This is a genomic window from Georgenia sp. G2120 (assembly GCF_055326485.1).
This window is the reverse complement of the sequence record NZ_JBUZNL010000001.1, coordinates 33,620-59,275: the sequence shown is the minus strand read 5'-3', so window position 1 is coordinate 59,275 and position 25,656 is coordinate 33,620. Positions and strand designations below refer to the sequence as shown.

Below are 25,656 nucleotides of genomic sequence, written 5' to 3'. Positions count from 1 at the left end.
GATGTCGATCCGGGCGCGCTCCGTTCGACGGGAGGGTAGGAGGCGCACCGGCGCCTCCACGACGAAGGGGCACCACCATGAGGTACATGCTGATCATGCGCAGCACCGACGCCGCGCTCGAGGCCTCCCAGGAGATCGACTTCGAGGAGATCTTCAACGCCATGGGCCGGTACAACGAGTCGATGATGGAGGCCGGCGTGATGGTCGCCGGCGAGGGACTGGCGGGACCGGAGGAGGGATTCGTCGTCGACTTCGACGGCGAGACGCCGATCGTCACCGACGGCCCCTACGGCGAGACCCACGAGCTGTTCAACGGCTACTGGGTGATCGAGGTGGCCACCAAGGAGGAGGCCGCGCAGTGGGCGAGCCGCTGCCCGCTCGGCCCCGGCAGCAAGCTGGAGGTCCGCCGCGTGCACGAGGAGGCCGACTTCGCCGACCTCGAGGGCAACGAGTTCCTCGAGAAGGAGCGCGGGTGGCGCAAGGAGCAGGAGGCCCGGGGCTGAGCGCCTCCACGCCCGACGACGACGCGGTACGCGAGGCGGCAGACGCGGAGGCGCGCCGCACGGTCGAGGCGGTGTGGCGCATCGAGGGCGCGCGAGTGGTCGCCACGCTCGCGCGGGTGACGGGTGACGTCGGGCTGGCGGAGGACCTTGCCCAGGACGCCGTCGCAGACGCGCTGGTCCGGTGGCCCGAGTCAGGCGTCCCGCGCAACGCGGGCGCCTGGCTCACGGCCGTCGCCAAGCGGAGGGCCATCGACGCGTGGCGTCGTCGGGAGCGGCTCGACGTCCGCTACCGGGAGATCGCCCGCGATCTCTCGGAGACCGAGGAGATCGAGTGGGAGCCGATCCCCGACGACGTCCTGCGCCTCGTGTTCACCGCGTGCCATCCGGTGCTCTCGCGCGAGGCGCGGGTGGCCCTCACGCTCCGGGTCGTCGCGGGCCTGACGACGGAGGAGATCGCCCGGCTGCTGCTCGTCCCCGTGCCCACGGTCCAGCAGCGCATCGTGCGGGCGAAGCGGACGCTGACCGCGGCGAGGGTCCCGTTCGAGACGCCCGAGCCGGACGAGTGGCGCGAGCGGCTCGGTCCCGTCCTCGGGGTGGTCTACCTGCTCTTCACCGAGGGGTACTCCGCCACCGCCGGCGAGCGGTGGGTCCGGGCAGACCTCGCGCACGAAGCGATCCGGCTCGGCCGCGTCCTCGCCGCACTGCTGCCGCGCGAGGCCGAGGTGCACGGTCTGCTCGCGCTCATGGAGCTCCAGTCCTCACGGTTCGCCGCGCGAACGGGGCCGGACGGGAGCCCGGTGCTGCTCGCGGACCAGGACCGCAGCCGGTGGGACCACGGGCGGATCCGTCGGGGGCGGGCCGCGCTGAGGCGTGCCGACGCCGTCCGACGTGGCAGAGGGGCCTACGCGCTGCAGGCCGCGATCGCCGAGTGCCACGCGGTGGCGCGCCGCTTCGAGGACACCGACTGGGAGCGGATCGTCGTGCTCTACGAGGCGCTCGGCCGACTGGCGCCGAGTCCGGTCGTCGCGCTCAACCACGCGGTCGCCGTCGCCCAGGCGCACGGCCCCGCTCCGGCGCTGGTGCTCGTCGACCGGCTGGCCGACTCGGCGGGGCTGCGCGGCTCCCACCTGTTGCCGAGCGTGCGGGGCGAGCTGCTCGCCCGCCTCGGCCGCACCGACGAGGCGAGGTCCGAGCTGATGACCGCGGCGGGGCTGGCGAGGAACGAGCGGCAGGCGGAGGTGCTGCGGGCCAAGGCGGCCGCGCTCTGACGTCCGGTCCTTCGACGGCGCGGGCAGGGGTGCCCGTGCCCGCCCGAACCGCCTCCCCGGCATCAACTGTGCGCAAGCATGGTGATCCCCGACCCGAGGAGGCCTCCCGTGCGACGCGCCACCGCCGCCCTGACCGCCGCCACCCTGGCCTGCCTCGGCCTGGCCGCGTGCGGCAACAGCGACGACGACCGTCCCTCCGCCGAGGGCGGGACCGGCGAGACGTGGCAGGACCCGGTCCCCGCCGGCGAACCGGTCGAGATCGCAGGCGCTTCGGTGACCGTCGAGGAGACGGAGATCGAGCTCGGCGAGGAGGATGCCGGGGAAGGGGAGCACGACGAGCCTGGTGAGGGTCGCGCACACGTGACGGCCCGCGTCTCAGTCGACCTGACCGACGCCGGTGGTGCCGTCGAGCTGCACGACACCCTTGTCCTCGACGTTCTCGATGCCGACGGGCACGCGCCGTTCGGGCAGGGGTACTGCTCGGCCGACGACTCCCTGAGCCAGGCTGCGTCGGACGCCGACGACGCCGGCGACGACACGTTCGAGGGCTCGATCTGCGTCGACGTGCCCGCCGACCTGGTGGCGGGCGACGGTGCCCAGTGGCTCCTGCGCACGGGCCGCACCCCGGAAGAGCCCGAGGCCCGGTTCGCGTCCTTCGACGACCGCCTCCCCCACGTCGCCGTGCCGGCGCAGCCCGACCTGGTCGACCCGGGGACGACGTCGGCCGTCGCACCCGTGCCCGTCGGCCGTGCCACGGAGGTCGACGGGCTGGCCTTCGCCGTCTCCGAGTCGACGGTCGCTCCGCCTGCCGTCGCCGGTTCTGGTGCCGGGACCACCGAGGTCTCGACCCGGCTCACGCTGACGAACACGGGAGACACCACCGTCGACATCGGCGAGGTCCAGGTCCCGTGGGTGGAGACGCTCGCGGGCAGGATGGCGTTGGAACCCTGTGCCCGGTCCCAGAACGGGCACCTGCGACGGGCCGATCTCTCCGGCCACCTCGTTCCTGGCGCATCGATCTCGACCGACCTGTGCGTCCTGGTGCCCGAGGCCTGGGTCCCCGTCGCGGCCTGGGGTGTCGGGGACGCCGGCTGGTCGGAGCCTCCCGGCAGCGAGGGTGTCCGCCAGCTCGAGCTCGACGCCCCGGACGCACCCGCCGCGGATCCGGCCGACACCGTCGGACACCTGCCGGCCGCACCCGCCGCGACCGGACAGTCGGTCCGGCTCTCCGACCAGGGCACCGTCTCGGCGGCGCCCTCGACGGTCGAACCCGGGCCCGGACCGGACCCCCGGCTCGCCGCGCACCATGCGAGCTCGTCGCTCGAGTCCGTCTCGACCGTCCTCACCGTGACGAACACGGCCCCGACCGCCCGCACCGTCGACGACCTCGTGGGATACACGGCCTTCGTCATGCCCGACGGCGCCACTCGTCGGAGCTTCGTCTCAGCCGTCGGGGACGACGTAGGGGCCGACCCGCGGGTCGAGGTCGGGGAGTCGGTCGACGTCCGACTTGCCACCCTCCTCCCCGAGGGGCCGACCGACGGCGTCTGGCTGGTCGGTCCTGGATCTACGGCCGACAGCCAGATCTATGGGGTCCGCTACCTCGCCCAGGACGAGACTGGCGCAGGTGTCGATCTCGCCGACACCGAGCCGGCAGAGTCGTCGCAGCTCGGCGACGCCCTGGACGTCCCGGCGCCGGCGGGCGCCCTCGTCGAGCTGGCGCCGTGGCAGCTGGAGATGGGGCCCGCAGAGGTGCTGGGTCGCGATGATGCGGCGGAGTCCGGCGTGCACGTCGAGGACGACGTCCCCTCCGCTGCCGTCCTGGTCGTCGCACCGGTGACGGCCGCCCACCTACCGGGGGAAGACGCCTATGCGGCCGACATCGGTGCGCTCATCCCGGTGCCCGAGCTGGTCGGACCGAACGGAGAAGTGATCGGCGTGGGGTCCGGCTGCCGGCCGGCCGAGTCCTGGTGGTGGGTCTCCGGCGTGCTCGCGGGCGGTCGCGCCTCGTTCGACGTGTGCGCCGCCGTGGCCCCCGAGGACGTCGAGGGAGCGGTCTGGCGCGTCGACATCGCCCTGGGCACGCGATACGTGGCGCTCGACTGACACCGTCGGACGCCCGGTCCCGCCGGTTCGGGGGGGAAGGGGTGCCCGTCCCCGCCCGAACCGCCTCCCCGGCGTCGGCTGTGCGCAAGCATGGTGATCCCCGACCCGAGGAGGCCTCCCGTGCGACGCGCCACCGCCGCCCTGACCGCCGCCGTCCTCGCCTGCCTCGGCCTGGCCGCGTGCGGCGAGGACGACGACCGTCCCTCCGCCGAGGGCGGGACCGGCGAGACGTGGCAGGACCCGGTCCCCGCCGGGGAGTCCGTCGAGATCGAGGGCTGGCAGATCACCGTCGAGGAGACGGAGATCGATCACGGCGAGGAGGGTGATGGCGAAGGCACCATCGAGGAGCCCGGCGAGGGGCACGCGCATGTCCGGGCGCGGGTGACGGCCGACCCGACCGACGGCGCATCGAGTACCTACCCGACCAGCGACGTCGAGTTCCACGTGCTCGGCGCCGACGGTTTCGCCTCGCAGACAGAGGCCGGGTGCACCGTCGACGACTCGCTGCGCGACGCGGCCTTCGAGGCCGAGGCCGACTCCGACCACGAGGGTCCGCTCAAGGGCTGGATCTGCCGGGACGTCCCCGCCGAGCTCGCCGAGGGTGGGCAGTGGCTCGTCAGCACGGCGCCCGACCCGGACGCGGACGACGACGAGGAGGCCGACCCCCCGCAGTACCGGTTCGCCTCGTTCGACGACCGGCTGCCGACCACCGAAGAGCTGCCCGAACCGGACGCCGTCACCGACGCCGGCGGTTCTGTCCTCGACCCGGTGCCGGTGGGCGAGCCGATCGAGCTCAACGGCGTCACGTACTCGGTCGCGGAGTCGAGCACTCGCCCCGCCCTCGACGCCGTCGACGTCGAGGCCTCGACCACGTTCACCGTGACGAACACGGGCGAGGAGATCGTCGACCTGGACGCCCTGCCCCACATCCGTTTGGCCGAGCCGTCGGGCCGGCCCGTGACGGACAGGTGCGAGGGGCTCGGCGACGACGCCTATGCCGCGTTCGGGAACCCCACCGGCGTCCTCATGCCCGGGTCGTCCGCACCGGTCGAGATCTGCAACGAGATCCCGGCCGATCTGGCGCCGGCCGCGAGCTGGCGCGTCGACAACCGGACGACGGACGCGCTGCCGACGGAGGTGCGGCACCTCGAGCTCGTCGACCCCGACGCCCCGCCGGCCGAGCCCGCCCTCACCGACGGCCACCTCGTCGCGACCCCCGCCGCCGCCGGCGACGAGGTCCACCTCTCGCCGGACGCGACCGTCTCGTTGTCGGCCACCACCGTCGGCGACCCGGACCCCGCCGCAGCGGGCGACGGACCGTCCTTCGTCGACGTCGAGACCGTCCTCACCGTGACGAACACGACCGACTCCTCACGCAGCCTCATCGAGCTCCTGGACGGCGTGGAGTTCGTCGGGTCGGACGGCGCCGTCCGGTGGGCCGAGCGCACCGAGGTCGACGACGACTCGGGCGAGCGGATCGACACCAGTCAGAGCGTCCCTGCGGGCGGTGACCTCGACGTCCGGGTGACCGCGAGCGTCCCGGCGGGGGCCACGGACGGCCTCTGGCAGGTCGTGCGCGGGCCCGACGCGGACGCCCCGTCCTACGACCCCAGGTACGTGTCCGTCGACGAGGCCGGGACCGGCCTCGACCTGGCCGAGCCGCCCGCCGGAGATGCGGACCTCGGCCTCACCGCCGACGACCCCGCACCGGTCGACGCCCGCCTCGAGGCGGAACCGTGGGCGGTGAGCCTGGGGGCGGCCGACACGGACGCGCGCGCACTCGTCGAGGCCGAGGGCGAGCTCGACGACGTCCCGGCGGACGCCGCCGTTGTCGTCGTCCCCGTGACGGGGGGCCACCGGCCGCCGAGCCCCGACGCCGATCCGTGGACGTACAGCCACCTGCCGGAGGTCGCGCTGATCGACGGGAACGGCGAGTCGCACGCCGCCTTCGACACCTGCCGGCTGGAGGACCGGCTCTGGGAGGTCCTCCCCGGCGGCGAGACCACCTACCGGGTCTGCGTCACACTGCCGCCGGAGGACCTGGAGGGCGCCGTCTGGGAGATCACGGTCGGGAGCGTCGACGGCGGCGAGGACGAGATCCGCTACGTCGAGGTCGGCTGAGCCGCGGACCCGCGCGACAATGACGAAGGCCCCGAAACTGTTGGAATCCCAACGGTCTCGGGGCCTTGCGCGTGGCGGTAGCGGTGGGATTTGAACCCACGGTGGCTGTTAACCACACAGCATTTCGAGTGCTGCACCTTCGGCCGCTCGGACACGCTACCTCGGCGCACCACTGTACCCGCGGCCCACCGGCGCTCCGCACCGATCCGGCGCGAGACGCGTCACGCTCACGCGTCGCACACGCCTGCGTCACCTCTCCCCCATACCCTGACCTGGTGACTCAGCCGCCGTCGTCGACCGGGAGCGGCCACACCCTCGAGGACTACTTCCCGGGTGTGGGCGCCGGGGAGACGCGCGGCCACGACGCCGGACGGGACCTCGCCTCGGGCGCCGCCACGACGCCGGTCTCCGGCACGCAGCCGGGCACGTCCGCGCCGGCCGTCACCCCCGGACGCACGAGCACGACGACTACCAGGCCGACGACGCCGCGGCTCCGCCTCATCCCGCCGCCCCCTCCCCCGCCCGCGGGCTCGCTGCCGCCGGAGCCGACCGACATCGACGCCGCCGTCCAGCCGCTCGCCGACGCGCTCGACGGCCGCCGGTTCCTCGTCATCACCGGCGCGGGCATCTCGACCGACTCGGGCATCCCCGACTACCGCTCCCCCGGCTCCCCGGTGCGCCGGCCGATCACGTACCAGCAGTTCCTCACCTCGCCCGCCCACCGCGCGCACTACTGGGCGCGCAACCACCTGGGCTGGCGGTACATGGCCGACCGGCGCGCGAACCTCGGGCACCGGGCCCTCGCGCAGCTCGAGCGGGAGCGGTTCACGACCGGCGTGGTCACGCAGAACATCGACCTCCTCCACGCGCGCGCCGGCCAGCCCACCGTCGTCCACCTGCACGGCCGCTACGACCGGGTGCGCTGCCTGAGCTGCGGCCGCACGATCCCGCGCGCCGAGCAGGACGACCGCCTCGTCGCCGCCAACCCCGGCTGGCGCGAGCGGCTGCTGCGGCTGCGGGACGTCGAGGTCGCCCCGGACGCCGACGCGGTCCTCGAGGACACCACCGACTTCCACGTCGTCGACTGCGAGGTGTGCGGCGGCATCCTCGTGCCCGACGTCGTGTTCTTCGGCGGCACCGCCGACCCCTCCCGCACGCGCCGCGCCGCCGAGCTCGCCGAGGCCTCGACCGCCCTGCTCGTGGCCGGCTCGACCCTGTCCGTGTTCGGTGTGCGCCGCATCGTCAACCGGATGGTCAGGGCCGGGTTCCCGCTCGTCGTCATCAACCGGGGACCGACCCGCGCCGACGACTCGGCGACCGCCACCCTCTCCGCCTCCACCACCCGCGCGCTGCCCGCGCTCGACCGGGCCCTGCGCGAGCGCCGAGCGGCACGCCCCGCCTGGCAGCGCTGACGACGACCGGCCACCCGCGTGGCGACGGGTGACCGGTGGGGGTTCGTCGTCGTCGGGGACGTGGCCCTACCTGGCGGCGCGGCGCCGGACGAGGACCACGACGCACGCGACGACCCCGATCGTCGCCGCGAGCATCCCGGCGCCCATCGTGGCGAACTTCGCCACCGCGAACGAGGAGTGCAGCAGCGCGAGCGCGCCCGGGAAGCCGGCGGGGTCCGCGATCATGCCGAACGAGACGAGGTTCTCCAGGGCGTCGAAGGCCGCGCCGAGGACGAGTCCGACGGCGGTGACCCGGCCCAGCAGCCGCCACCGACCGGGGAGCAGGCGGACGAGGAGCGCCCCGAGGACCAGGCCGGACAGCCCGTACGCGACGAGGAAGCCGAAGTCGGTCAGCTGGGTGCGGGTGAAGTCGTCGAGCGTGCCGAGCGACTCGAGGACCCCGAGGTGCTCACGGACGGTCGCGGCCGAGAATGTCGTCTGCCCCTCGGCGAGGGTGACGGGGTAGCCGGTCGCGTCGTACATGCGCTGGAGCACGGTGTTGACCACGCCGACGACGACGAGCGTCGCGATCGTGGCGCCGACGTGCGCGGCGAGGGAGAGTCGCGCCGGCGCGTCCCACCACGAGCTCGTGCGGCGCGGCGTACGGGTGGGGCCTGCGCCTGCCGTTGCTGCGTCGCCGTCGCCGGGCCTCGCGATCGCGCCGGCCTCGTGCGTCTCGTTCGTCGTCGTGCTGGTCATGGTGCTGCCCTCCGGGTCGATGTATTCCCCGGAATGCATGTTACGGTCCGCGGAATGGATCCACAAGAGGCAGATCGATCGGGGACGACGGGGCGGCTCGTCGGCGACCTCGGCATGCTCGCGCAGGTGTTCCAGTCGCGGTCGCGCGAGATCCTCGCGCCGCTGGGCACGTCGCTCACCCACATGACGCTGCTGACGCACCTCGAGCGGCACCCGGACGGGCAGGGCGTGGCGGCCATCGCGGCGGCGATCGACATCCAGCAGCCGGGAGTGTCGAAGGCGGTGGCGCGGCTCGCCGAGCTCGGCAGCGTCGTGGTCGAGACGGATCCGGCCGACCGCCGCGCGCGCCGGGTCAGGCTGAGCGAGCGAGGGGCCACCGAGCTCGCCGGGATGCGCGCGCGGCTGGCCGGCGAGGTCGAGGCCTGGTTCGAGGACTGGGACGACGCGCGGCTCGCACAGCTCGGTGAGGACGTCCGCCGGCTCGCCGGCCGGATCGACGCCCGCCGGGACGACCGCCGGGGCTGACGGGTCGGGGCGCGCGGGTCCCGACCGCGCTCTCGATGCCGCTACGCCGCACTCTCGACCAGTAGCGCGGCTCCCAACCGCAATCTCGACGACGACGAACCGCAATCTCGACGAAGGCGGTGGGTCAGCGGCGGGAGCGGAAGAAGGTCTCGAGCACGGCGGCGCACTCGGCCTCGCGCACGCCGGAGACGACCTCGACCCGGTGGTTGAGGCGGGCGTCGCGCACGACGTCGCGCACCGAGCCCGTCGCGCCGGCCTTCGGGTCCCACGCCCCGATCACCACCCGCGCGACGCGGGCGAGCACGAGCGCCCCGGCGCACATCGTGCAGGGCTCGAGCGTGACGACCAGGGTGCAGCCGTCGAGCCGCCACTCACCCCGGGCCGCGGCGGCCGCCCGCAGGGCGAGGACCTCGGCGTGCGCGGTGGGGTCGGCGTCGGCCTCCCGGCGGTTCGCGCCCTCGCCGAGGACGGAGCCGTCCGGCCCCAGCACCACGGCGCCCACGGGAACGTCGCCGGCCGCCCCCGCCGCCCGCGCGAGCTCGAGCGCCCGCGCCATCGGCGGGTCCCACCCGGGTCCCGGCGCCGGGGTCCCTCCGGTCGCGGCGCTCGTCATGACGCCATCGTGCCAGCGCGCGGCGCACCCGCCGCGCTCCCCCGTTCGCCACCGGCCCGCCCCCGCGACGGTAGGTTCGTCACATGCGCGTCCACCACGTCGAGCACCCGCTCGTCGCCCACAAGCTCACCACCCTGCGCGACGAGCGCACCGAGTCGCCGACCTTCCGGCTCCTGGTCGAGGAGCTCGTCATGCTCCTCGCCTACGAGGCCACGCGGGACGTCCAAACGGAGCCGCGCGAGATCACCACGCCGGTGACGACGACGACGGGCGTACGCATCGCCCGCCCCCGGCCGCTCGTCGTCCCGATCCTGCGCGCCGGCCTCGGCATGCTCGAGGGCATGAGCCGCCTCGTCCCCACGGCCGAGATCGGGTTCCTCGGCATGAAGCGTGACGAGGAGACGCTCGAGGCGATCACCTACGCCAACCGCCTCCCGGACGACCTCTCGGGCCGCCAGTGCTTCGTCCTGGACCCGATGCTCGCCACCGGCCACACCCTCGTGGCGGCGATCGACTACCTGCTCGACCTCGGCGCGCGCGACGTCACCTGCATCACGCTGCTCGCGGCGCCCGAGGGCCTGCGCCACCTCGAGGAGTCCATCGGGGCACGCGGCGACGTCACGGTCGTCACGGCCGCGATCGACGAGGGCCTCAACGACAAGGCCTACATCGTGCCCGGGCTCGGCGACGCCGGGGACCGGCTCTACGGCATCGTCGACTGAGCGCGTCGTGGCACCGTCGTCCCCCCGCCGTGCCTCGACGACACCCCCGGTCACGACGAGCGCGGACTTCTCCGCACCCGTCTCGGACGTCCTCGGCACCCCGTACGTCACGCGGACCGTCCCGCTCAGCCTCACCGACGGCGGCCACTCGCGCCGCGTCCGCGACGTCGCCACGGTGGTCCATCGTTCCGGCGTGGGCCGGCACGGCCGGGCCGTCGTCTACCTCCACGGCTTCATCGACACGTTCTTCCACGCCGAGCACGAGGCCGCGTGGCACGACGCCGGCTGGGACCTCTACGCCCTCGAGATGCGCCGGTCCGGCCGTTCGCTGCGTCCGGGGCAGGTGCGCGACGACATCCGCATGATGCACGTGCGCCACGAGGAGGTGGGGCTCGCGGTGGACCTCGCCCGCAGCGAGGGCGCCGAGGAGGTCGTCCTGCTCGGCCACTCGACCGGGGGCCTGCAGGCGGTCCTGTTCGCGCACGACCACCCGGGCGCCGTCGACGCCGTCCTGCTCAACTCGCCCTGGCTCGACCTCGGGCGCGGCTGGCCCACGGACGTCGTGGCGACCGCGCTCGTCGACCGCCTCGCCCCGCTTGCGCCCCGCCTGCCGATCTCCTCACTGACGGGGACGTACGGCGACTGGCTGACCAGCCCCGACGGCGGCGGCTGGGACGTCCCACCCTCGCTCAAGCCGACGACGTCCATGCCCGTCCACGCCGGCTTCTTCCGCGCGGTGCGTCGCGCGCAGCGCGCGGTCCAGCGGGGCCGGGCCGACGTGGCCGAGCCGGTCCTGCTGGCGATGTCGCGGCGCTCGGGCGCCCGCGTGGACCCGGGGCCCGCGGACCTGTCGAGCTCGGACGTGGTCCTCGACGTGCGCACGATGCGGCGCAGCGCCTCCCTGCTCGGGGAACGGGTCGACGTGCTCGAGGTGCCGGGCGGGATCCACGACCTCGCGCTGTCGCCGGAGCCCGCCCGGTCCTTCTACGCCTCCGAGGTCATCGCCTGGGCGTGCGCGCGCCCCTGGGACCGCTGACGCCGGCGGGCTCCCTGCCCCCGGGGTCCTTGCGGACGACGACCGGCGCGTCGTCGCCGGCCTCGGCGCCCGCACCCGGCGACCGCCGCTGGTCCGGGTCCTCGAACCCGCGCCCCGCCGGGGCGGCACTCCCCTCGAGCGTCGCGGCGTCGTCGTCGGGCGCGGTCGTCCCGCGGGGGGCGACGATCCCGGACGAGGAGGCGGCCGGGTCGGGGGCGACGATCTTCTCGACGTCGACCGTCTCGCGCAGCGACGTGCCGCGCATGAACAGCGCGGCGACGAACCCGATGCCGGCCATCAGGGCGCACACCAGGAACACCGGGCCGATGCCCTCCGCGTAGCCGGTGCGGAACGCGGCCTCGACCGGCGCGGGGAACGCGTCGAGGTCGAGCGAGCCCTGCGCACCGGAGCCCTCCGGAAGCGAGAGACCGGCGGAGCGCATGTGGCTCGCCACCTGGTTCGCGTAGAGGATGCCGAGCACCTGGATCGCGAGGGCGCCGCCGAGGTTGCGGAAGAAGGTCACCGAGCTGGTGGCCGCCCCCATGTGCTCGAGGCCCACCGTGTTCTGCACCGCGAGCACGATGTTCTGCAGGCACATGCCCATGCCCCAGCCGGCGACGAACAGCAGCGTGGAGGTGATCCACAGCGACGTGTCCTGGTGGACGATCAGGCCGAAGGCGAGCGTCCCGAGGGTCATCAGCCCCATGCCGGAGGCGACCGCCCACTTCCAGCTGCCGCGGGCGGTGACCATCCGGCCCGACCAGGTCGAGGCGATGAGCAGCCCGAACATCAGCGGCAGCCCGAGGAAGCCCGCGATCGTCGGCGAGAAGTCACGCCCGTACTGGAAGTACTGGCCGAGGAAGACGTTCGAGCCGAACATCATCGAGCCCACGCCGATCGAGGCGACGATCGCGAGCACGGTGGTCCGCGAGCCGAGGATGTGCAGCGGGATGAGCGGGTCGGGGACCCGCGTCTCGACGACGACGAACAGCGCCGCCGCCGCGAGCGCCCCGCCCACCATGAGGTACGACTGCCACGACGACCAGGGGAACGAGGTGCCCCCGATCGAGATCCAGATGAGCAGCGCGGACGCCGAGACGGCGATGAGGAGCGCCCCGAGGTAGTCGATGTGGACCCGGCCGCTCCGCCTGACGGCGGGCAGCTTGAGGCGCGAGCTGACGACCCAGGCGGCGAACGCCATGAACGGGATCATGACGAAGAAGCACCAGCGCCAGCCGAGCCACGGGGTGTCGACGATGACGCCGCCGACGAACGGGCCGGAGACCGTGGCGACGGCCATGACCGCGCCCTGGTAGCCGTTGTACCGGCCGCGCTGCCGCGGCGGGATGATCGTGGCCATGATGACGATCGACATCATCACCTGACCGCCCATCCCGATCCCCTGCAGGGTGCGCACGGCGATGAGCATCTCGGCGTTGACGGCGAGGCCCGAGAGCAGCGAGCCCAGCATGAAGATGCCGATGAAGATGATGAGCAGCCGGCGCTTGTCGAACAGGTCGCCGAGCTTGCCGGCGATCGGCGTGAGGACCGTGTTGGCGAGGATCGCCGCGGTGATGATCCAGACGTACTGGCTCGGGGCGGCGCCGACCTCGGCGGCGATGACGGGCATCGCGTTGCCGACGATCGTGTTGGCCATCATCCCGAAGAACTGGGTGAGCAGGAGGCCGGTGAGGACGGCCATGATCCGCCTGTGCTCGGCCTCGGCGGCCTCGGCCTGCTCGAGGGTCATGCCGGCATAGATGCGCTTGCTCGTGAGGTCCTTCGTGCGGCGTGCCGCGGTCATTCGGTGCTCCTGCTCGTGCTGGTGGTGGTGTCGGTGGTGCCCGGCTCGGCGGCGTCGGCCGCGGCCACGGCGGACTCGGGCTGGTGGGTGCCCAGGCGGTGCAGGCCCGCGGCGAGCGTCTCGAGCTCGGCGGTGTCCCACTGCGCGGTCATGCGGGCGATGGCCTCGGTGTAGAGGCGCCGGTTGTGCGCGATCGTCTCGCGGCCCAGGTCGGTGACGGAGACGACCTGCGCGCGGCCGTCGTCGGGGTGCGGGCTGCGGGAGACGAGGCCGAGCTCGTCGAGGGAGGCGATCTTCCGGGAGATGACGGAGACGTCGAGCTCGAGGCCCGCCGCGATGTCCGAGATGCGGCAGGCGTCGGACTCCTGGATCCGCAGCAGCGTGAGGTAGTCGGCACGGCGGATGCCGGTCAGCTTGTTGACGGCCTCCCCCAGGCCGCGAGTGACGCGGCCGGCCTCGAGCACCGCGAGGACGAGGTCGGCGACGACGGCGAGGCGGTCGTCGGACGTGGCGTCAGGCGTGGCGCCGGCGACGACGTGGTGCGCAGCGGCGTCCGTCGGGGACGCGCCGCTCGCCGGGTCGGGCGAGGGGGACGAAAGGGATGAAGCGTCAGGCACTGGTCCGACGATACTCCGTTGCTTGCAGCATGCAACTAGTCGTGAGCGGGGGCACAGCGTCGTCGTCGCGGGGCACGGCGTCGTCGTCGCGGGTGGCGAGGGGCCCGGGACCGGCGGGGTCGAGGTCGAGGTCGAGCGGGGCCGTACAGGGGCGCGGCCCGGCACGGGGCCCAGGAATGGCGAATGCCCCGGTCGCATACGCGACCGGGGCATCTGCGCGCCCGAAGGGACTCGAACCCCCAACCTTCTGGTTTGGATCCGACGGCGCCGACACCAGCATCGACACCGGCCACGCGATCGAAGGCGACCACCTCGCCGACGTGATCGCACTGCCCGAGCGACCCGCCCACGGCAACGAAACGGACACAATCGCTCCGGTCCTCTCCCTACGCTCGCGAGCCTGACGCGCTATGTCCAACATCACGGACATGAGATCGAAGACGACTCCTCCATCCTGGAAGACCCCCCTCGACGCATGGCACACCGAGCTCCGTGCCGCCGGCCGCTCGCCCGGGACGATCGCCACCCGCATCGACCACCTCCGACGATGCGCCCGCGCCCTGGGCGGCACCCCGTGGACCGTCACCCCCGATGACCTCATCCACTGGACCGGCCAACAGACGTGGTCCATCGAGACCCGCCGCAGCGTGCGCGCCAGCCTGCGCAGCTTCTACGAATGGGCCGGCCGTACCGGCCGCACCACCACCAACCCCGCCGAAGCACTCCCCCGCGTCGCCCCCGTCCGACACCGACCACGCCCCACCCCCGACCACGCCCTCCGCGACGCCCTCGCCGCAGCCGAACCCCGCACCCGCCTCATGATCGAGATCGCCGGCTACGTCGGCCTCCGCCGCGCCGAGGTCGCCCGCATCCACGCCGACGACCTCCACCCCGACCTCAGCGGCTGGTCCCTCCTCGTCCACGGCAAGGGCGGCCACGACCGGCTCGTCCCGCTACCCGCACACCTCGCCGACCGCATCCGCAAGGCCACCCTCGCCGGCGGCGGGTGGGCCTTCCCCGGTGACGACAACGGCCACCTCTCACCCCGCTGGGTTGGGAAGCTCGTCGCCCGCGCGCTCCCCGAGCACTGGACCATGCACAGTCTCCGCCACCGATTCGCCACCCGCTCCCTACGGGGCACCCGCGACATCCGAGCCGTCCAAGAACTCCTCGGCCACCGCTCGCTCGCCACCACGCAGATCTACACCGACGTCGAACACGACCGCCTCCGCGCCGCACTCGACGCCGCCGCCTGACCCACGCACCACGAACAGCGCCCCCGGCCACCTGATGGTGGCCGGGGGCGCAATCGGTCTGGTCGAACTACTCGGCCGCCTCGAAGAACACCTCGACCCGGTCGTGCGCGGACCAGTCATGGATCCGCCAGACACCCGACGTCGTTCCCGACGGGATCTCCTGCATCATCACCGCCTCGACCGACGAGCCGGCGTACACCTCGGCCGCGTCCATCACGTCATCCTCGACGGTCTGGAACGGCGCGTCCTCGATCACCACCCCGTCCTCGCCGATGAACGACACCGCCAGCCCGTCGCCGATCCGCCCCGAGCCCTCGCCCACGTAGGTCACCTCGATCGGCGCCGTCGCGTACACGTGGCCCGACTCCGGCGGCGGCACCCACCCCAGGTCGCCGTCGTAGAGCTCGTCGGCCTCGGCCTGACGGATCTCCTGAGTCTGATCGAAGTCCGTCGCCCCGACCGTCAACTCCCAATCGCCCCACGTAACCGTCTCCCTGACGGCCGCCGGCTCGTCCCGGCTCGATCCCACGCCGGCCTGCTCGGGCACGGCCTCGTCGGCCGGCGCCGCATCACCCCCACCGGAACCATCACCGACGGACGAGCAGGCGGACAGGACCAGGGCGGCGGCCGCGAGCACCGCGGCGGCAAGGGGGCGGTGGGTGCGCATGTCCAGACATTAGCTCTGGAGCAGCGCGAAGGGGCGGGTTCCAGAACGCCACGATCAGCATCACACCGAACCGAATCACCACCCCCGCCGAGTTGTATAGGACCATACCCTCATGGTATAGTCCTATACAACGGAAGGGCAGGAGATACCAGCCCACGAGAGGACACCATGACCACCACCGACAGCGTCAAGCAGCTCGCGAAGCGCAACAACCTGACCCGCGCCGCCGTCCGCGAGATCGCCCGGGACCTCGGGCTCGCCATCACCTACTCCTCCGGCCGGCGCGACTGGATCATCGACGAGCCCGCCGCGACGGTCTCGGCCTTCAACACGCACCTCACCGACATCAACGCCTGACCCACCCGCCGAGACCGACAGGAGCCCCACGCCATGCCCCTCACCGACACCCCCCGACCGGCCCACGTCGCCGGCGCCCTGAACGCCTACAACTCGCAGACGCTCCCCGACCAAGCCGCACAGCAGACCGATCGCTGGATCACCCTGATCCCCCACCTGATCAACATCGGCACAGCCGACTGGCTCCTCCGCGGAACCTGGGCCGAGGCGACCGCAGCCGGAGCCGCCCCCGCGGTCCGGGCCGCACTCACCGACGAGCAGCTCGTCACCATCGACCGGCTCGAGCACCAGCCGATACACCCGGAAGACCTCACCCCCGACGAGCTCGCCCGCGACCTCGCCACCGACCTCTTCGGCGCCACAGCCACCGACGAGGACGTCGCCCGACTCGCCGACATCGCCCACGCGACCGCGATCCGCTACCCCGACTTCGACGACCAGGACAAGGCCACCGACGTCCTCGAAGCCCTCGCCAACGCCTACGCCCGCAACCGCAAGCACGAGCGCCGCTACAGCCACCCCGAAGCCTGACCCGCACCCCCGAAAGGACCGAGCACCATGGCACACCGAGACGACATCGAGGCATGGGTCAACCCCGAAGCATGGGACGACCCCCAGCAGGCGCAGCGCGCGATCGACGCCATCGAGGAATCTGGCAGCGACAGCGAAGCCGAATGGGTGCGCATCGTCGCCCAGCTCGACGGCCTCACCGACGAGCAAGCCGCACCGGCCGTGGCCGACGCCCAGGACCGGGACGACGTCCGCGTCGACGAGCATCTCGACACCGCGCACTGGCTCGCCCGCGCCGAGCACGCCGCCGACCAGTACGAGACCGCCAGCCGCGAGCGCCGCGAGGCCGCCCTCGCGGCCCACCGGCTCGGAGCCACCAAGCGCGCCACCGCCAAGGCCGCCGGCGTCACCCGCGTCACCCTCGACGCCTGGATCAACGCCGCAGACTAACCGCACCGCGAACACGACAACGATGGCCCCCGGCCCGAGCACACAGCTCGGACCGGGGGCCATCAGGCGCTGGCCGACAGGACACCGGCCAGACGGGAACGTCAGTCGCCCGAGGAGTCGGACGACAGCTCGGCCGGCGGGGTCTCGGTGTGCACGCCGGTGGCGAGCCATCCCAGGTGCCGGCGCAGCCACGCCTCGACACCGGGGACAGCCATCACCCGCGACACGAGCGAGGTGATCACGAGCGCGACTGTACCCGCGCCGGCGAGCGCCGCGACGAGCCAGCCGGGCACGCCCTCGACGGCGGCGACCTCGTCGGCGATGAGGGGCAGCAGGAGCAGCAGCCCCCAGACGGCGAGCGCCCACGGGAGGGCGGCCTGCACAGCGGTGCGGAGCGCCGTCCGGACGGGGTGGGCGACCTGGGTCGGCGTGCCGGCGTCGGTGCCGTCGACCGGCCGGGTGTCGTCCACGTGGTAGCCGGTCATGCTGCCAGCCCCTTCGGGTGGACCTTGGCCGGTCCGGCGTAGGCGACTGCGCCGAGCATCCACGCCTCGCCGAGGTCGTCCTTCGCGCCAGTGGGGCGGCCGGGGAACTTCGACCAGTCGTAGAACTCGTCCTCGGGCCACAGGCGGGTGATGTTGGCGCGGATGGACTTCTTGTCGTCCATCTCGGGCAGGTGGGTGACGACCCCGCTTCGGGGGTTGAGCCAGTACCAGGACTTGCCGGCGCCCTCGGTGTGGGGCGCGACGAAGAACACGTGACGTGCCATGCGATCCTCCTCGTGGTCGATGACCGGGTTCGTCCCGGCCTGCATGAATCGGGTGACGTGGGCGAAGAACAGGGACCACGGGAAGTCCGCGCCGGGGTCGGTGCGCCGGCCGGGATCCATGGTTCCGTGAGCGACGAAGCCCGGCGTGCCGGCCAGCGCCTGGGCCCGGGTGATCAGTCGCGCCGGGACGGTGACGCCCCGGTGCTGGTGCAGCCACGCGGCAGCGTCTGCCGCCTCGGCAGCGCCGCGGATGATCATCGGTTCGGCGTTCGCGCCGAGAACCTTCCAGTCGGCCGCGCGGATCGCGAAGCTGATGCCGATGCTGTGCCGATTGGTGTGGGTCTCATGGAAGGTCTCGGCGGACCAGGGCGCCATCCGGACCGTGGAGTCCCGGTCCACGATCCGGTGGTACGACCCGTGGTCCGGCCGGTCGAGGATCCAGCGGGCGACGTTCTCCGCCCCGGGATCGGCGGGACCGAACCCGGTGTTGTTCTCGGCGGTGTGGATCACGATCACGCCGGACGGCTTCATGCCGTCACGCCGGGTGGCGTTCATCTGCGGGATCCGGCTGTCCTGCTGCACCAGGACGTACCCGTCATGCGTTGCCGAGGGGACGACGGTCCGCTTCGCGAGCACCGGCTTCGAGCCCGGGTTGAAGCCGGCGGCCCGGAACTCCACGCGCGGCTGGTACGGCGTGCCGGCCGGGGTGCGGGTCTCGAAGTGCACGTGCGGTCCGCTCGTGATCCCGGACAGGTCGATGTGGCCGATCACGTCCCCAGCTCTGACCCGGGTACCGACCTTGAGGCTCGACAGCACATGCCCGTAGACCTGCTGGTAGCCGTTCGTGTTCTTGATCGTCGGACCGTTCCCGGACAGGCCGGGCTGGGCGCCACCCATGCTCGCCGGCTGGCCGGGCTTCTTGTGGGTGACGTTGCGCGTCACGGTCCCGCCGTACATGGCGCGGACCGGAGCCCCGACGCGGACCTTGGCGTTCCGTGGCGGCGCGATGTCGATACCGGAGTGGGTGGGGCGGGCGGCGCTGAACGCCTCCGAGCTGACGTAGCCCTGCAGCGGGCTCACAGCAGTGACCATGGGTACTCCTCCTCAGAGGTCGTCGGTGATCAGGTCGGGCTTGTCGGGCACGGGGTCAGGGATGTCGGCGTCGGTCGGTGTGCGCTTCGCGATCCACCGCAGCAGCTCGCGGATGAACTCCAGCGCCGCCTCGTACTTCGCGCGGATCTTCCGCGCCCGCTCGCGGGTCTCCTTGAGGTCGTCCTTGAGCAGCGCGATGTGCTCGGCGAGGTCCTCGTGCAGCCCGGAGTACTGCTCGGTCATCGAGCTGCCGGCCTTGAGGTCTTGGTCTCGAACGCCACGCCGGTGGTCGTCCCGGTTGCGCAGGATCCCGGCGACAGCGACCACGAGAGCGGTCACCGCACCGACGAGAGACACGACGGTGGGAGCGTCCAGCACGAGCTACTCCTCCCGGTCGTCGTCGCCGTCGTCGGCCAGGTCCTCCGTCGCGCGCTTGAGCAGATGCAGAGTCCGCTGCCGGGCGGCCACCGCGTCGATCTCGATCGCCCGGTCCACGAGCAGCAGGATCAGCACCGCCACCCACGTCGCCTGCGTCATCCGGGTCGGGGTCTCGGTGACCACCAGCGTCCACACGCCGATCCCGTACCCCACGGCCCCACCCACGGCGAGAGGGGCAGCCCATCGCTCCATCCGCCAACGCTCCCGGCCGACCTCGGGGCGATCAGTCGCGATCGCGTACACACCGCAGATGCCGCCGACGATCGCCAGCGCAGCCCACAAGTACGTGATCCACTCCCCCAGCGCGCCAGCGATCGTGCGCGGAGTGAGCAGAAGCGCGGACACCCCCGCGACCGCGACGCCGATGTAGGCGCCACCGATGAACAGGCTCCGCATGATCCGGTGCCGTCGGGACAGATCTCGGAAACTCACGGAGCCCCTCCCTCGCCAGGCACGAGCTGCCAACCCGCCGGATACGCCGCCGGGCTCCACGTGTTCGAGTCGATCAGCGACTCCCACACCGAGCCCTCGAACAGCACCCGGTCCCCCGTCTGGTAGGCGTCGTGCGCGCCCGTGGGCTGCACCCACTCCGCCGGCCCCCCACCCGAGGCGACCTCACGCCACCCCGACACGCCCGGCTCCCAGACGTTCGCCGGCGTCAGGCTCACCCACTCCCGGCCACCGTGAGCGACGACCGCACCCTCGGGGTACGCATCCAGCGCGTGCCGGGGCTGCACCCACGCATCCCCGTCCACCCGGCCGTTGATCGCCGCCCACGCCGCCGCGAGCTCATCCGCACGACGCGGCAGATCCGCGAGCGTGCGCCGGCGATCCAGCTCGGCCGAGATCGCGGCCGACTCCTCCTGCAGTACCTCGAGCCGCTCCACGAGCTCGGCATCACTCTGGTCGTCGAACGCCACGGTCATCACCTCTTCACCACGAACCGCACCTGCGACCCCGCAGGATCGATGACCCCGTACCCGGCTCCGTAGATCACGAGCCGCCGGTAGTTCTCGTTGATGATTCGGCTCGCCGTCACACCCGTGACCCGCACGGTCCGGGTCTGGCCCGCACGCATCGACACCGTCGCGAAGTTCGACGGCGGAGAGGCCAGCGACCCCGGCAGCGTCGTCCCGGCCATCGCACCGATGCCGAACGTGACCGCGCCGCCGTTGGTGTGCACGCAGCGCAGCGTGATCTCCACGTACTCCACGCCCGCATGCCCCGAGGTGTCGGAGTACAGGCCGGCCGGGATCATCATCACCGAGCGCAGCACGCCGGCCCCGGCGACGACCGCCTGCCCCTGATAGGCGTGGTACGCCGGCCGCGCCCGATCCAGGTACTGCGCCCCGTTGCCCTGATAGATCCGGGTCGCACCCCGCGACAGCCCCGAGAAGTAGTGGTGCGGCGTCCGGACCACGGTGCCGCCCCCGCCTCCATCGCCACCACCTGGTGGCGTTCCCGGAGGCGACGCCTCGATCGTCCCGGCGTTGATCACCACTCCCGAGCCGGCGTCCTTGACCACCATGCCCGTCTGACCCGAGTGGATCGTCAGCGGGGCGCCCGCGTTCGTCGTCACCGCCAGCACCACATACAGGCGCCGCGACTCAAGCATCGAGTTCGCCAGGTGCCCCGTCGAGATCGACAGCCGGCCGGAGAACTGCTTACGGGCAGGCGTCGTGCCCGATGCCACCGTGAACTGGTCGACACGCGTCTCGACCAGGAACGCCGAGCTCGGGATGCCCGACGGGACCGAGTTCGAGTGAGCCACGTACAGCAGCTGGTTCACTGCCGTCCCACCACCGGACGCCCGCGAGATGTCCAGGTTCCAGTCGATCTCGAGCTCACGGTTCCCGGTGCCCGGCACAGTGATCAGCGCAGCGAAGATCCGGTTCCCGGACCCGTCGAACGCCCCCGCCTCGGACAGCTGCATCTTGATCAGCACCGGGTCGACCTCACCCGCGCCCGGGAGCCGGTTCATGACCTCGACCAGCGAATGCCCCTCCGGCCCGTAGGTCAGGTCCGTCGGCGTCGACAACGACCGGCCCGTCACGTGCCCCTCGGCATCGACGCCGCCCGCGACGTTGCCCTCCTCATCGAGGACCGACAGCAGCACCGGCATGTCCGAGCGGACCGCGAACAGCGGGTTCCCCTCGGGCCCCACGAGCGAGAGGCCCTCCGGCACCAGGTGCATGCCCTGCGAGCCCTCGCCGTCGGCCGGCACGATCCCGAGGTGCTCGGTCTGCACCGACTTCGGCGCGAGCAGCCGCGGCGTGATGATCGCCTCGGTCGCATACAGCGTGCCCGTCGAGATGATCCGAGCCCACAGGTCCGCCACCGCGATCCGCGCAGCCGCGAGCTCACCCGTCGTGATGACGCCTGCATCGAGCTCGAGGATCGTCGCCACCGCAGCCGCGATGCCCTGCGCGCTCAACCGCTCGGTGTCGATCGTCCCCGACGCAATGCTGCCGGCGTTCAGCTCGATCACGTTCGCGATCGCCACCGCAAGCTCGTTCACCGCGATGCGATCAGCACCGAGCTCGCCCGTCGTGATCCGACCGGCGTTCAGCTCGATCACGTTCGCGATCGCCACCGCAAGCTCGGAGACGTTGATCCGCTCCGCACCCAGCTCACCGGTCGTGATCCGACCGGCGTTCAGCTCGATCACGTTCGCGATCGCCACGGCCAGCTCGTTGACCGCGATGCGGTCGGCACCGAGCTCGCCGGTCGTGATCCGACCGGCGTTCAGCTCGATCACGTTCGCGATCGCCACCGCAAGCTCGGAGACGTTGATCCGCTCCGCACCCAGCTCACCGGTCGTGATCCGACCGGCGTTCAGCTCGATCACGTTCGCGATCGCCACCGCAAGCTCGTTCACCGCGATCCGGTCGGCACCGAGCTCACCGGCGGTGATCCACTCGGCCGAGAAGTTCCGCGTGTCCCACTCGACCGAACCGAGACGGCTGGCGAGCGCCGGCAGGGTCGTGTCCCGGACCGTGGCGAGTTCCGACGCCGCGGCCGCGAGCTCGGTCTGCAGCGTCCCGACCTGCCCCTCAAGCGCCGCAGCACGGTTGTGCGCGGCATCGGCACGGTCCTGGGCGGCCTCAGCATCCGCGAGCGCCTGAGCGACGCCCGCATCCGGGACCGCAACCCACGCAGGCCCGTCGTAGAGGGAGGTCGATGCGTGACGGTCTCCCGACCATCGCGCTCCTGGCATGTCGCCGTCGAAGTAGGGGCCGGCGGTCTCGCCTTCCTCCATGAGGACCTCGCGCGCGTCGAGCGCGTCACCGAGCGCGAGTCCTCCATGGGTCGAGGACCAAGACAGGTACAGAAGGATGCGCGCCCGGACCGCACCTTCGGGCGCAACGAGCCCTTCGTAGATGAACTCCTGCCAGTCCCCCGCCTGCATGTCCGACGTTCCGCGGTACTGCATGTTGTTGCCGATGTTCGTGCCGCCGGCGTTGATCCACTGCACGTAGAAGGCCATCGCGCGCGGAGTTACTGTCCGGTACCGAGCGCGGAACGAGTACGGCTGTCCGGGCGTCACCGGGCGCGCTCCCGGCGTCAGGCCGAACAGGTTGTACCCCGCACCTCCCGAGTAGATGGCGGGCTCCTCGTTCTGCCACGCGGTCCGCGTGAATCCGTCCATCCGCGTGCGGACATAGGTCCCACCCGATCCGGCCGCAAACGTCCAGGATGCGCCATCTGGATGGATCTGCGGATTGATGACCCAGTTCTCGCGCGGCCCCGGCCCGTAGTCGGCCCACACCTTCGGGGTGTTGCCGTCGGAGGTGTCGATCCAGAGCACCGAGCCGTCTGGCTCAGGCGGCAGGGCCTGCGCGACGACCCGTGACCGCCCCGATGCCTCGAGCAGCGCCGCCTCGGCTTCGGCGTGGGCGGCATCGGCCGCGGACTGCGCCGCGTCGGCCGCGGACTGTGCGGCCGCGATGTCAGCCGGCAGGGCACCGACCGTTGCCGCGAGCGCGGGGATCGTCGTCTCCCGCAGCGTCGACAGGTCGCCAGCGAGCGCCGGGATCGTCTCGTTCTCGACGGTCTGGATGCGGCCGGCGGCGACGTCGAGGTCGGTGCGGAGCGTGCCCACGAGGCCGTCGAGCTCGTCCGCGCGGTCGTGCGCCTCGTCGGCGCGTCGGCGGGCGGCGTTCGCTGCTTCCTCGAGCCGGACCACGTCGGTGACGTCGCGCAGGGTGACGTCGTCGATCAGCCAAGCCGCACTCTCCGGCGCCGCCGACGAGCGGCCGATGCGGAAGACGATCTGGTCGACGTCGGCCGGGACGGTGAAGCGCAGTGCGCCAGAGTCTTGCCACTCGCGCGTGGCCGTAGAGTTCGTGAGCCACGGTGACACGCGGGTGCCCGCGCCGTCGTAGAACGTAGCGAAGTGGCTCTGACCGACCGCGTCGTCGTTGTCGGCCTTGAAGTAGTACTGCAGCTCCCAGATCTGCCCCGCGACCACGGGCATGAGGGACTCGGGCCGGATCGAGCCGACGCGCGCCGACTGCGTGCCGGAGTGGCCCTCGTCGGCGAGTTCGCCGCCGGTCCAGTACTTGAGCCCGTCCTCGAAGTTGCCGTTCGCGAGCCGCGTCATCGCGCGGTTGTTGGCCTCGGTCGCACGCGCCTCCGCAGCCGTTGCCGCGTCCGCAGCCGCCCCAGCCGCGTCGGCCGCGGCCTGCACCTGCCCCGGCAGCGGACCCACGATGCCCTCGAGCTCGGGGATCGTCACGTCCCGCAGCGTCGACAGATCACCGGCGAGCGCCGGCAGGGTCTCTTCCTGGACGACGTCGAGGCGTTCCTCGGCGGCCGTGACGCGGGTGAGGGAGTCGGCCAGGTCGCTGGTCACGGTCTCGAGGCGGGTGTCGAGACCGGCGAGTGCTTCGTCCGCGGCGGTGAGCCGCGCCTCGAGCTCGGTGTCCTTCTCGTCGAGCTCGGTGCGGGCCCGGGCGAGGTCGTCGCGCGTCTCGGCGAGGTCGCCGGTGACCTGGTCCAGGATCGCGCCGATCTGCTCGGCGTCCGCGGGCACAGCCACGTGCCCGACGACGACCGCGGAGGCCGGCGAGCGCCGGCCCGCGTGGGTGCGGGAGACGAGGACGACGTGCCACGCTCCGGCGGGCAGGGCGATGGTCTTGGTCCCGCCGGCCTGGGCGGTGATGACGCCCTGCAGGTGGCCTGGGCCGACGACAGGGGCGGTGTCGGGGGCGGCGTAGATCTCGACGGACTCGAAGTCCAGGGGGAGGACGGGGGCGCCGGCGAGGTGGCCGTCCCAGCGGACGGCGAGCAGGCCGGCACCGCCGATGACGGTCGGCGCGTGCGGGGTGGCGGGCGCGGGCCCGTTGAGGGTGGAGGCACCCCAGGTGCCGTCGTGCTGCAGGCCGACCTCGCCCATGAGGGTGCCGTCCGCGTCGCGGACGACGACGGAGCCGGCGTCGATGGCGGAGCGGGTGAGCTGGGGGGTGGTGGCGAGGTCGCGGACGGTCTGCTTCACGTCAGCGATCTGGCCGGCGAGGGCACGGACCTCGGCGGCGAGGCGGGGGTCGATGCTCACGCGGGGATCACCTCCATGGTCGTGTCGCCGGACTCGCAGTCGGTGGTGAGCTCGAGGACGCGGACCCACTGGTCGAGCTGGATCCAGCCGGCGTCGCCGGCGACGCGGATCTCGTCGCCGGGGTCGAGGGCCCAGGGGTCGAACGTCGGGGTGGGGCGGACGGTGAGCGTGGAGACGACCCGCTCACCGGTGCGGGCGTCGGCCTCGCGGCGGGCCCGGTTCTGGGCGGTGGCCTTCCGGCCGATGCCCTTGGCCTCGATGGCGACGGCCCGGCGGAGCCGGTCGGTCGCGCGGCCCGCTTCGGCGTTGACCATCGCGGAGCCTTCGCCGGCGCCGATGACGATCACGTCGGAGGCGTACTCCTCGAGCGCGACAGGCGGGACGGCCACGATCTCCGCGCCGACGGTGATCGTGAGATCGCGGCGGACCCCGAGCCGGGGGAACGCGCGCCGCACGTGCCACTGGACGGCCCGCGCGTCGCCGGCCGCCCACGCGGGCACCTCGACCCACTCGATCCCGGCGTCGTCGACCAGCGACGTGAGCGCCTGGCCGACGTCGGAGGTGTTCCACCACGCCAGCCGGTACGGGCCGGCCTGGAAGGACACCTGCTGGCCGGCGCCGGTCTGGAACTCCACGTCCCGCTCGGGCTCGCCCACGCGCTTCGTCGTCGTCAGCGGGTCGAGCGTGACCCCGAGGAACCCGCCACCCCACGCCTGCATGTCGGCCCAGATGTCCTCCTGGATGCGGGCGGGGTCGGCGTCGATGTACTCCCGCGGCGCGGACAGCCACGGCTGACCGTGCAGCCACGACGTCGGCCCCACCGCGGACAGGGACACGGACTGGCCGTCGAACGACACCGCGCCCGAGGGGATGACCCCGCCGCCGCGCAGCTGCTCGCCCTCGACCGCGTACACGGCCGTGCCCCACTCGCGCAGCCGCCCGGCCAGGTGCGGGACCTCGACCGGCAGCGACCCGGAGAGCATCATCGACGCCCCCAGCGACCTGGTCACCGACGCGCCCGACAGGGGTGCGGCGAGGTCGACCCACTCACCCGAGGGCAGCTCCTGGACCAGAAACGACCACGCGCCGGCCACG

24 protein-coding genes and 1 tRNA gene are annotated in these 25,656 nt (G+C 72.7%); 12 read left to right on the top strand and 13 right to left on the bottom strand.

The features are described 5' to 3' along the window. The first annotated feature begins 77 nt into the window (after window positions 1-77). From ACZLMO_RS00380 to ACZLMO_RS00365, 4 genes are all read left to right on the top strand, one after another. Window positions 78-503 carry a YciI family protein gene (locus ACZLMO_RS00380; RefSeq protein WP_463652553.1) on the top strand — a complete coding sequence of 142 codons (426 nt, stop codon included), beginning with the start codon at window positions 78-80 and terminating at the stop codon, window positions 501-503. Continuing rightward, the gene (locus tag ACZLMO_RS00375) at window positions 500-1,771 is read left to right on the top strand and encodes an RNA polymerase sigma factor (protein ID WP_463652736.1); all 1,272 of its coding nucleotides are present in this window, start codon (window positions 500-502) and stop codon (window positions 1,769-1,771) included. Before ACZLMO_RS00380 ends, ACZLMO_RS00375 begins: the two co-directional genes overlap by 4 nt. Window positions 1,772-1,879: 108 nt before the next feature. Beyond that, window positions 1,880-3,877, top strand: coding sequence for a hypothetical protein (locus ACZLMO_RS00370; protein ID WP_463652552.1), 1,998 nt, complete (start codon window positions 1,880-1,882; stop codon window positions 3,875-3,877). A gap of 120 nt (window positions 3,878-3,997) precedes the next feature. Then, on the top strand, window positions 3,998-5,998 hold the full coding sequence (locus ACZLMO_RS00365; protein WP_463652551.1) for a hypothetical protein: 2,001 nt from the start codon (window positions 3,998-4,000) through the stop codon (window positions 5,996-5,998). A 72-nt stretch (window positions 5,999-6,070) separates the two neighbouring features. On the opposite strand, the gene ACZLMO_RS00360 is transcribed toward ACZLMO_RS00365, so the two are convergent. Further along, window positions 6,071-6,159: transfer RNA gene (locus ACZLMO_RS00360), tRNA-Ser, on the bottom strand. A 372-nt stretch (window positions 6,160-6,531) separates the two neighbouring features. Here ACZLMO_RS00360 and ACZLMO_RS00355 point away from each other — a divergent pair. Further along, entirely contained in the window at window positions 6,532-7,410 is an 879-nt protein-coding gene (locus ACZLMO_RS00355; protein ID WP_463652735.1) for a Sir2 family NAD-dependent protein deacetylase, read from the top strand. A 66-nt stretch (window positions 7,411-7,476) separates the two neighbouring features. Here the strand turns inward: ACZLMO_RS00355 and ACZLMO_RS00350 are convergent, their stop codons facing one another. Beyond that, on the bottom strand, window positions 7,477-8,148 hold the full coding sequence (locus tag ACZLMO_RS00350; RefSeq protein ID WP_463652550.1) for a hypothetical protein: 672 nt from the start codon (window positions 8,146-8,148) through the stop codon (window positions 7,477-7,479). A gap of 54 nt (window positions 8,149-8,202) precedes the next feature. On the opposite strand from ACZLMO_RS00350, the gene ACZLMO_RS00345 reads away from it, so the two are divergent. Further along, on the top strand, window positions 8,203-8,673 hold the full coding sequence (locus tag ACZLMO_RS00345; protein WP_463652549.1) for a MarR family winged helix-turn-helix transcriptional regulator: 471 nt from the start codon (window positions 8,203-8,205) through the stop codon (window positions 8,671-8,673). A 124-nt stretch (window positions 8,674-8,797) separates the two neighbouring features. Here ACZLMO_RS00345 and tadA read toward each other — a convergent pair whose 3' ends face one another. Then, window positions 8,798-9,286, bottom strand: coding sequence for a tRNA adenosine(34) deaminase TadA (tadA, locus tag ACZLMO_RS00340; protein ID WP_463652548.1), 489 nt, complete (start codon window positions 9,284-9,286; stop codon window positions 8,798-8,800). Window positions 9,287-9,369: 83 nt separating this feature from the next. Between tadA and upp the strand changes: the two genes are divergently transcribed. Both upp and ACZLMO_RS00330 read left to right on the top strand, forming a co-directional pair. Further along, on the top strand, window positions 9,370-10,008 hold the full coding sequence (gene upp, locus ACZLMO_RS00335; protein ID WP_425714298.1) for a uracil phosphoribosyltransferase: 639 nt from the start codon (window positions 9,370-9,372) through the stop codon (window positions 10,006-10,008). 7 nt (window positions 10,009-10,015) lie between these two features. After that, window positions 10,016-11,044, top strand: coding sequence for an alpha/beta hydrolase (locus tag ACZLMO_RS00330; protein ID WP_425714297.1), 1,029 nt, complete (start codon window positions 10,016-10,018; stop codon window positions 11,042-11,044). Here the strand turns inward: ACZLMO_RS00330 and ACZLMO_RS00325 are convergent. Continuing rightward, entirely contained in the window at window positions 11,007-12,848 is a 1,842-nt protein-coding gene (locus ACZLMO_RS00325) for an MFS transporter (protein WP_425714296.1), read from the bottom strand. The genes ACZLMO_RS00330 and ACZLMO_RS00325 overlap by 38 nt on opposite strands. Next, window positions 12,845-13,465, bottom strand: coding sequence for a MarR family winged helix-turn-helix transcriptional regulator (locus ACZLMO_RS00320; protein ID WP_463652547.1), 621 nt, complete (start codon window positions 13,463-13,465; stop codon window positions 12,845-12,847). Before ACZLMO_RS00320 ends, ACZLMO_RS00325 begins: the two co-directional genes overlap by 4 nt. Before the next feature lie 428 nt (window positions 13,466-13,893). On the opposite strand from ACZLMO_RS00320, the gene ACZLMO_RS00315 reads away from it, so the two are divergent. After that, on the top strand, window positions 13,894-14,721 hold the full coding sequence (locus ACZLMO_RS00315; RefSeq protein WP_463652546.1) for a tyrosine-type recombinase/integrase: 828 nt from the start codon (window positions 13,894-13,896) through the stop codon (window positions 14,719-14,721). Between the two features lie 67 nt (window positions 14,722-14,788). Here ACZLMO_RS00315 and ACZLMO_RS00310 read toward each other — a convergent pair whose 3' ends face one another. Further along, the gene (locus tag ACZLMO_RS00310; RefSeq protein ID WP_463652545.1) at window positions 14,789-15,388 is read right to left on the bottom strand and encodes a hypothetical protein; all 600 of its coding nucleotides are present in this window, start codon (window positions 15,386-15,388) and stop codon (window positions 14,789-14,791) included. Window positions 15,389-15,556: 168 nt separating this feature from the next. Here ACZLMO_RS00310 and ACZLMO_RS00305 point away from each other — a divergent pair, with 168 nt between their 5' ends. Genes ACZLMO_RS00305 through ACZLMO_RS00295 form a run of 3 tightly spaced genes read left to right on the top strand, consistent with a single transcriptional unit; the run spans window position 15,557 to window position 16,705 of the window. Further along, on the top strand, window positions 15,557-15,745 hold the full coding sequence (locus ACZLMO_RS00305) for a hypothetical protein (RefSeq protein WP_463652544.1): 189 nt from the start codon (window positions 15,557-15,559) through the stop codon (window positions 15,743-15,745). Window positions 15,746-15,778: 33 nt separating this feature from the next. Beyond that, on the top strand, window positions 15,779-16,276 hold the full coding sequence (locus ACZLMO_RS00300) for a hypothetical protein (RefSeq protein WP_463652543.1): 498 nt from the start codon (window positions 15,779-15,781) through the stop codon (window positions 16,274-16,276). A 27-nt stretch (window positions 16,277-16,303) separates the two neighbouring features. Then, the gene (locus ACZLMO_RS00295; RefSeq protein WP_463652542.1) at window positions 16,304-16,705 is read left to right on the top strand and encodes a hypothetical protein; all 402 of its coding nucleotides are present in this window, start codon (window positions 16,304-16,306) and stop codon (window positions 16,703-16,705) included. Window positions 16,706-16,806: 101 nt separating this feature from the next. On the opposite strand, the gene ACZLMO_RS00290 is transcribed toward ACZLMO_RS00295, so the two are convergent. The 7 genes from ACZLMO_RS00290 to ACZLMO_RS00260 are packed head-to-tail and all read right to left on the bottom strand — an operon-like array spanning window position 16,807 to window position 25,655. Further along, window positions 16,807-17,190, bottom strand: coding sequence for a hypothetical protein (locus ACZLMO_RS00290; protein ID WP_463652541.1), 384 nt, complete (start codon window positions 17,188-17,190; stop codon window positions 16,807-16,809). Next, a complete protein-coding gene (locus ACZLMO_RS00285; RefSeq protein ID WP_463652540.1) occupies window positions 17,187-18,566 on the bottom strand; it encodes a peptidoglycan DD-metalloendopeptidase family protein in 1,380 nt (459 codons plus the stop codon). The genes ACZLMO_RS00290 and ACZLMO_RS00285 overlap by 4 nt, the downstream gene beginning before the upstream one ends. Before the next feature lie 12 nt (window positions 18,567-18,578). Next, entirely contained in the window at window positions 18,579-18,944 is a 366-nt protein-coding gene (locus ACZLMO_RS00280) for a hypothetical protein (RefSeq protein WP_463652539.1), read from the bottom strand. A 3-nt stretch (window positions 18,945-18,947) separates the two neighbouring features. Next, window positions 18,948-19,436, bottom strand: coding sequence for a hypothetical protein (locus tag ACZLMO_RS00275; RefSeq protein WP_463652538.1), 489 nt, complete (start codon window positions 19,434-19,436; stop codon window positions 18,948-18,950). Next, on the bottom strand, window positions 19,433-19,924 hold the full coding sequence (locus ACZLMO_RS00270) for a hypothetical protein (protein ID WP_463652537.1): 492 nt from the start codon (window positions 19,922-19,924) through the stop codon (window positions 19,433-19,435). The genes ACZLMO_RS00275 and ACZLMO_RS00270 overlap by 4 nt, the downstream gene beginning before the upstream one ends. 5 nt (window positions 19,925-19,929) lie before the next feature. Continuing rightward, complete coding sequence (locus tag ACZLMO_RS00265; protein WP_463652536.1) at window positions 19,930-24,561, bottom strand: hypothetical protein; 4,632 nt, start codon at window positions 24,559-24,561, stop codon at window positions 19,930-19,932. Then, the gene (locus ACZLMO_RS00260; RefSeq protein WP_463652535.1) at window positions 24,558-25,655 is read right to left on the bottom strand and encodes a hypothetical protein; all 1,098 of its coding nucleotides are present in this window, start codon (window positions 25,653-25,655) and stop codon (window positions 24,558-24,560) included. Before ACZLMO_RS00260 ends, ACZLMO_RS00265 begins: the two co-directional genes overlap by 4 nt. Window position 25,656: the final 1 nt, after the last annotated feature.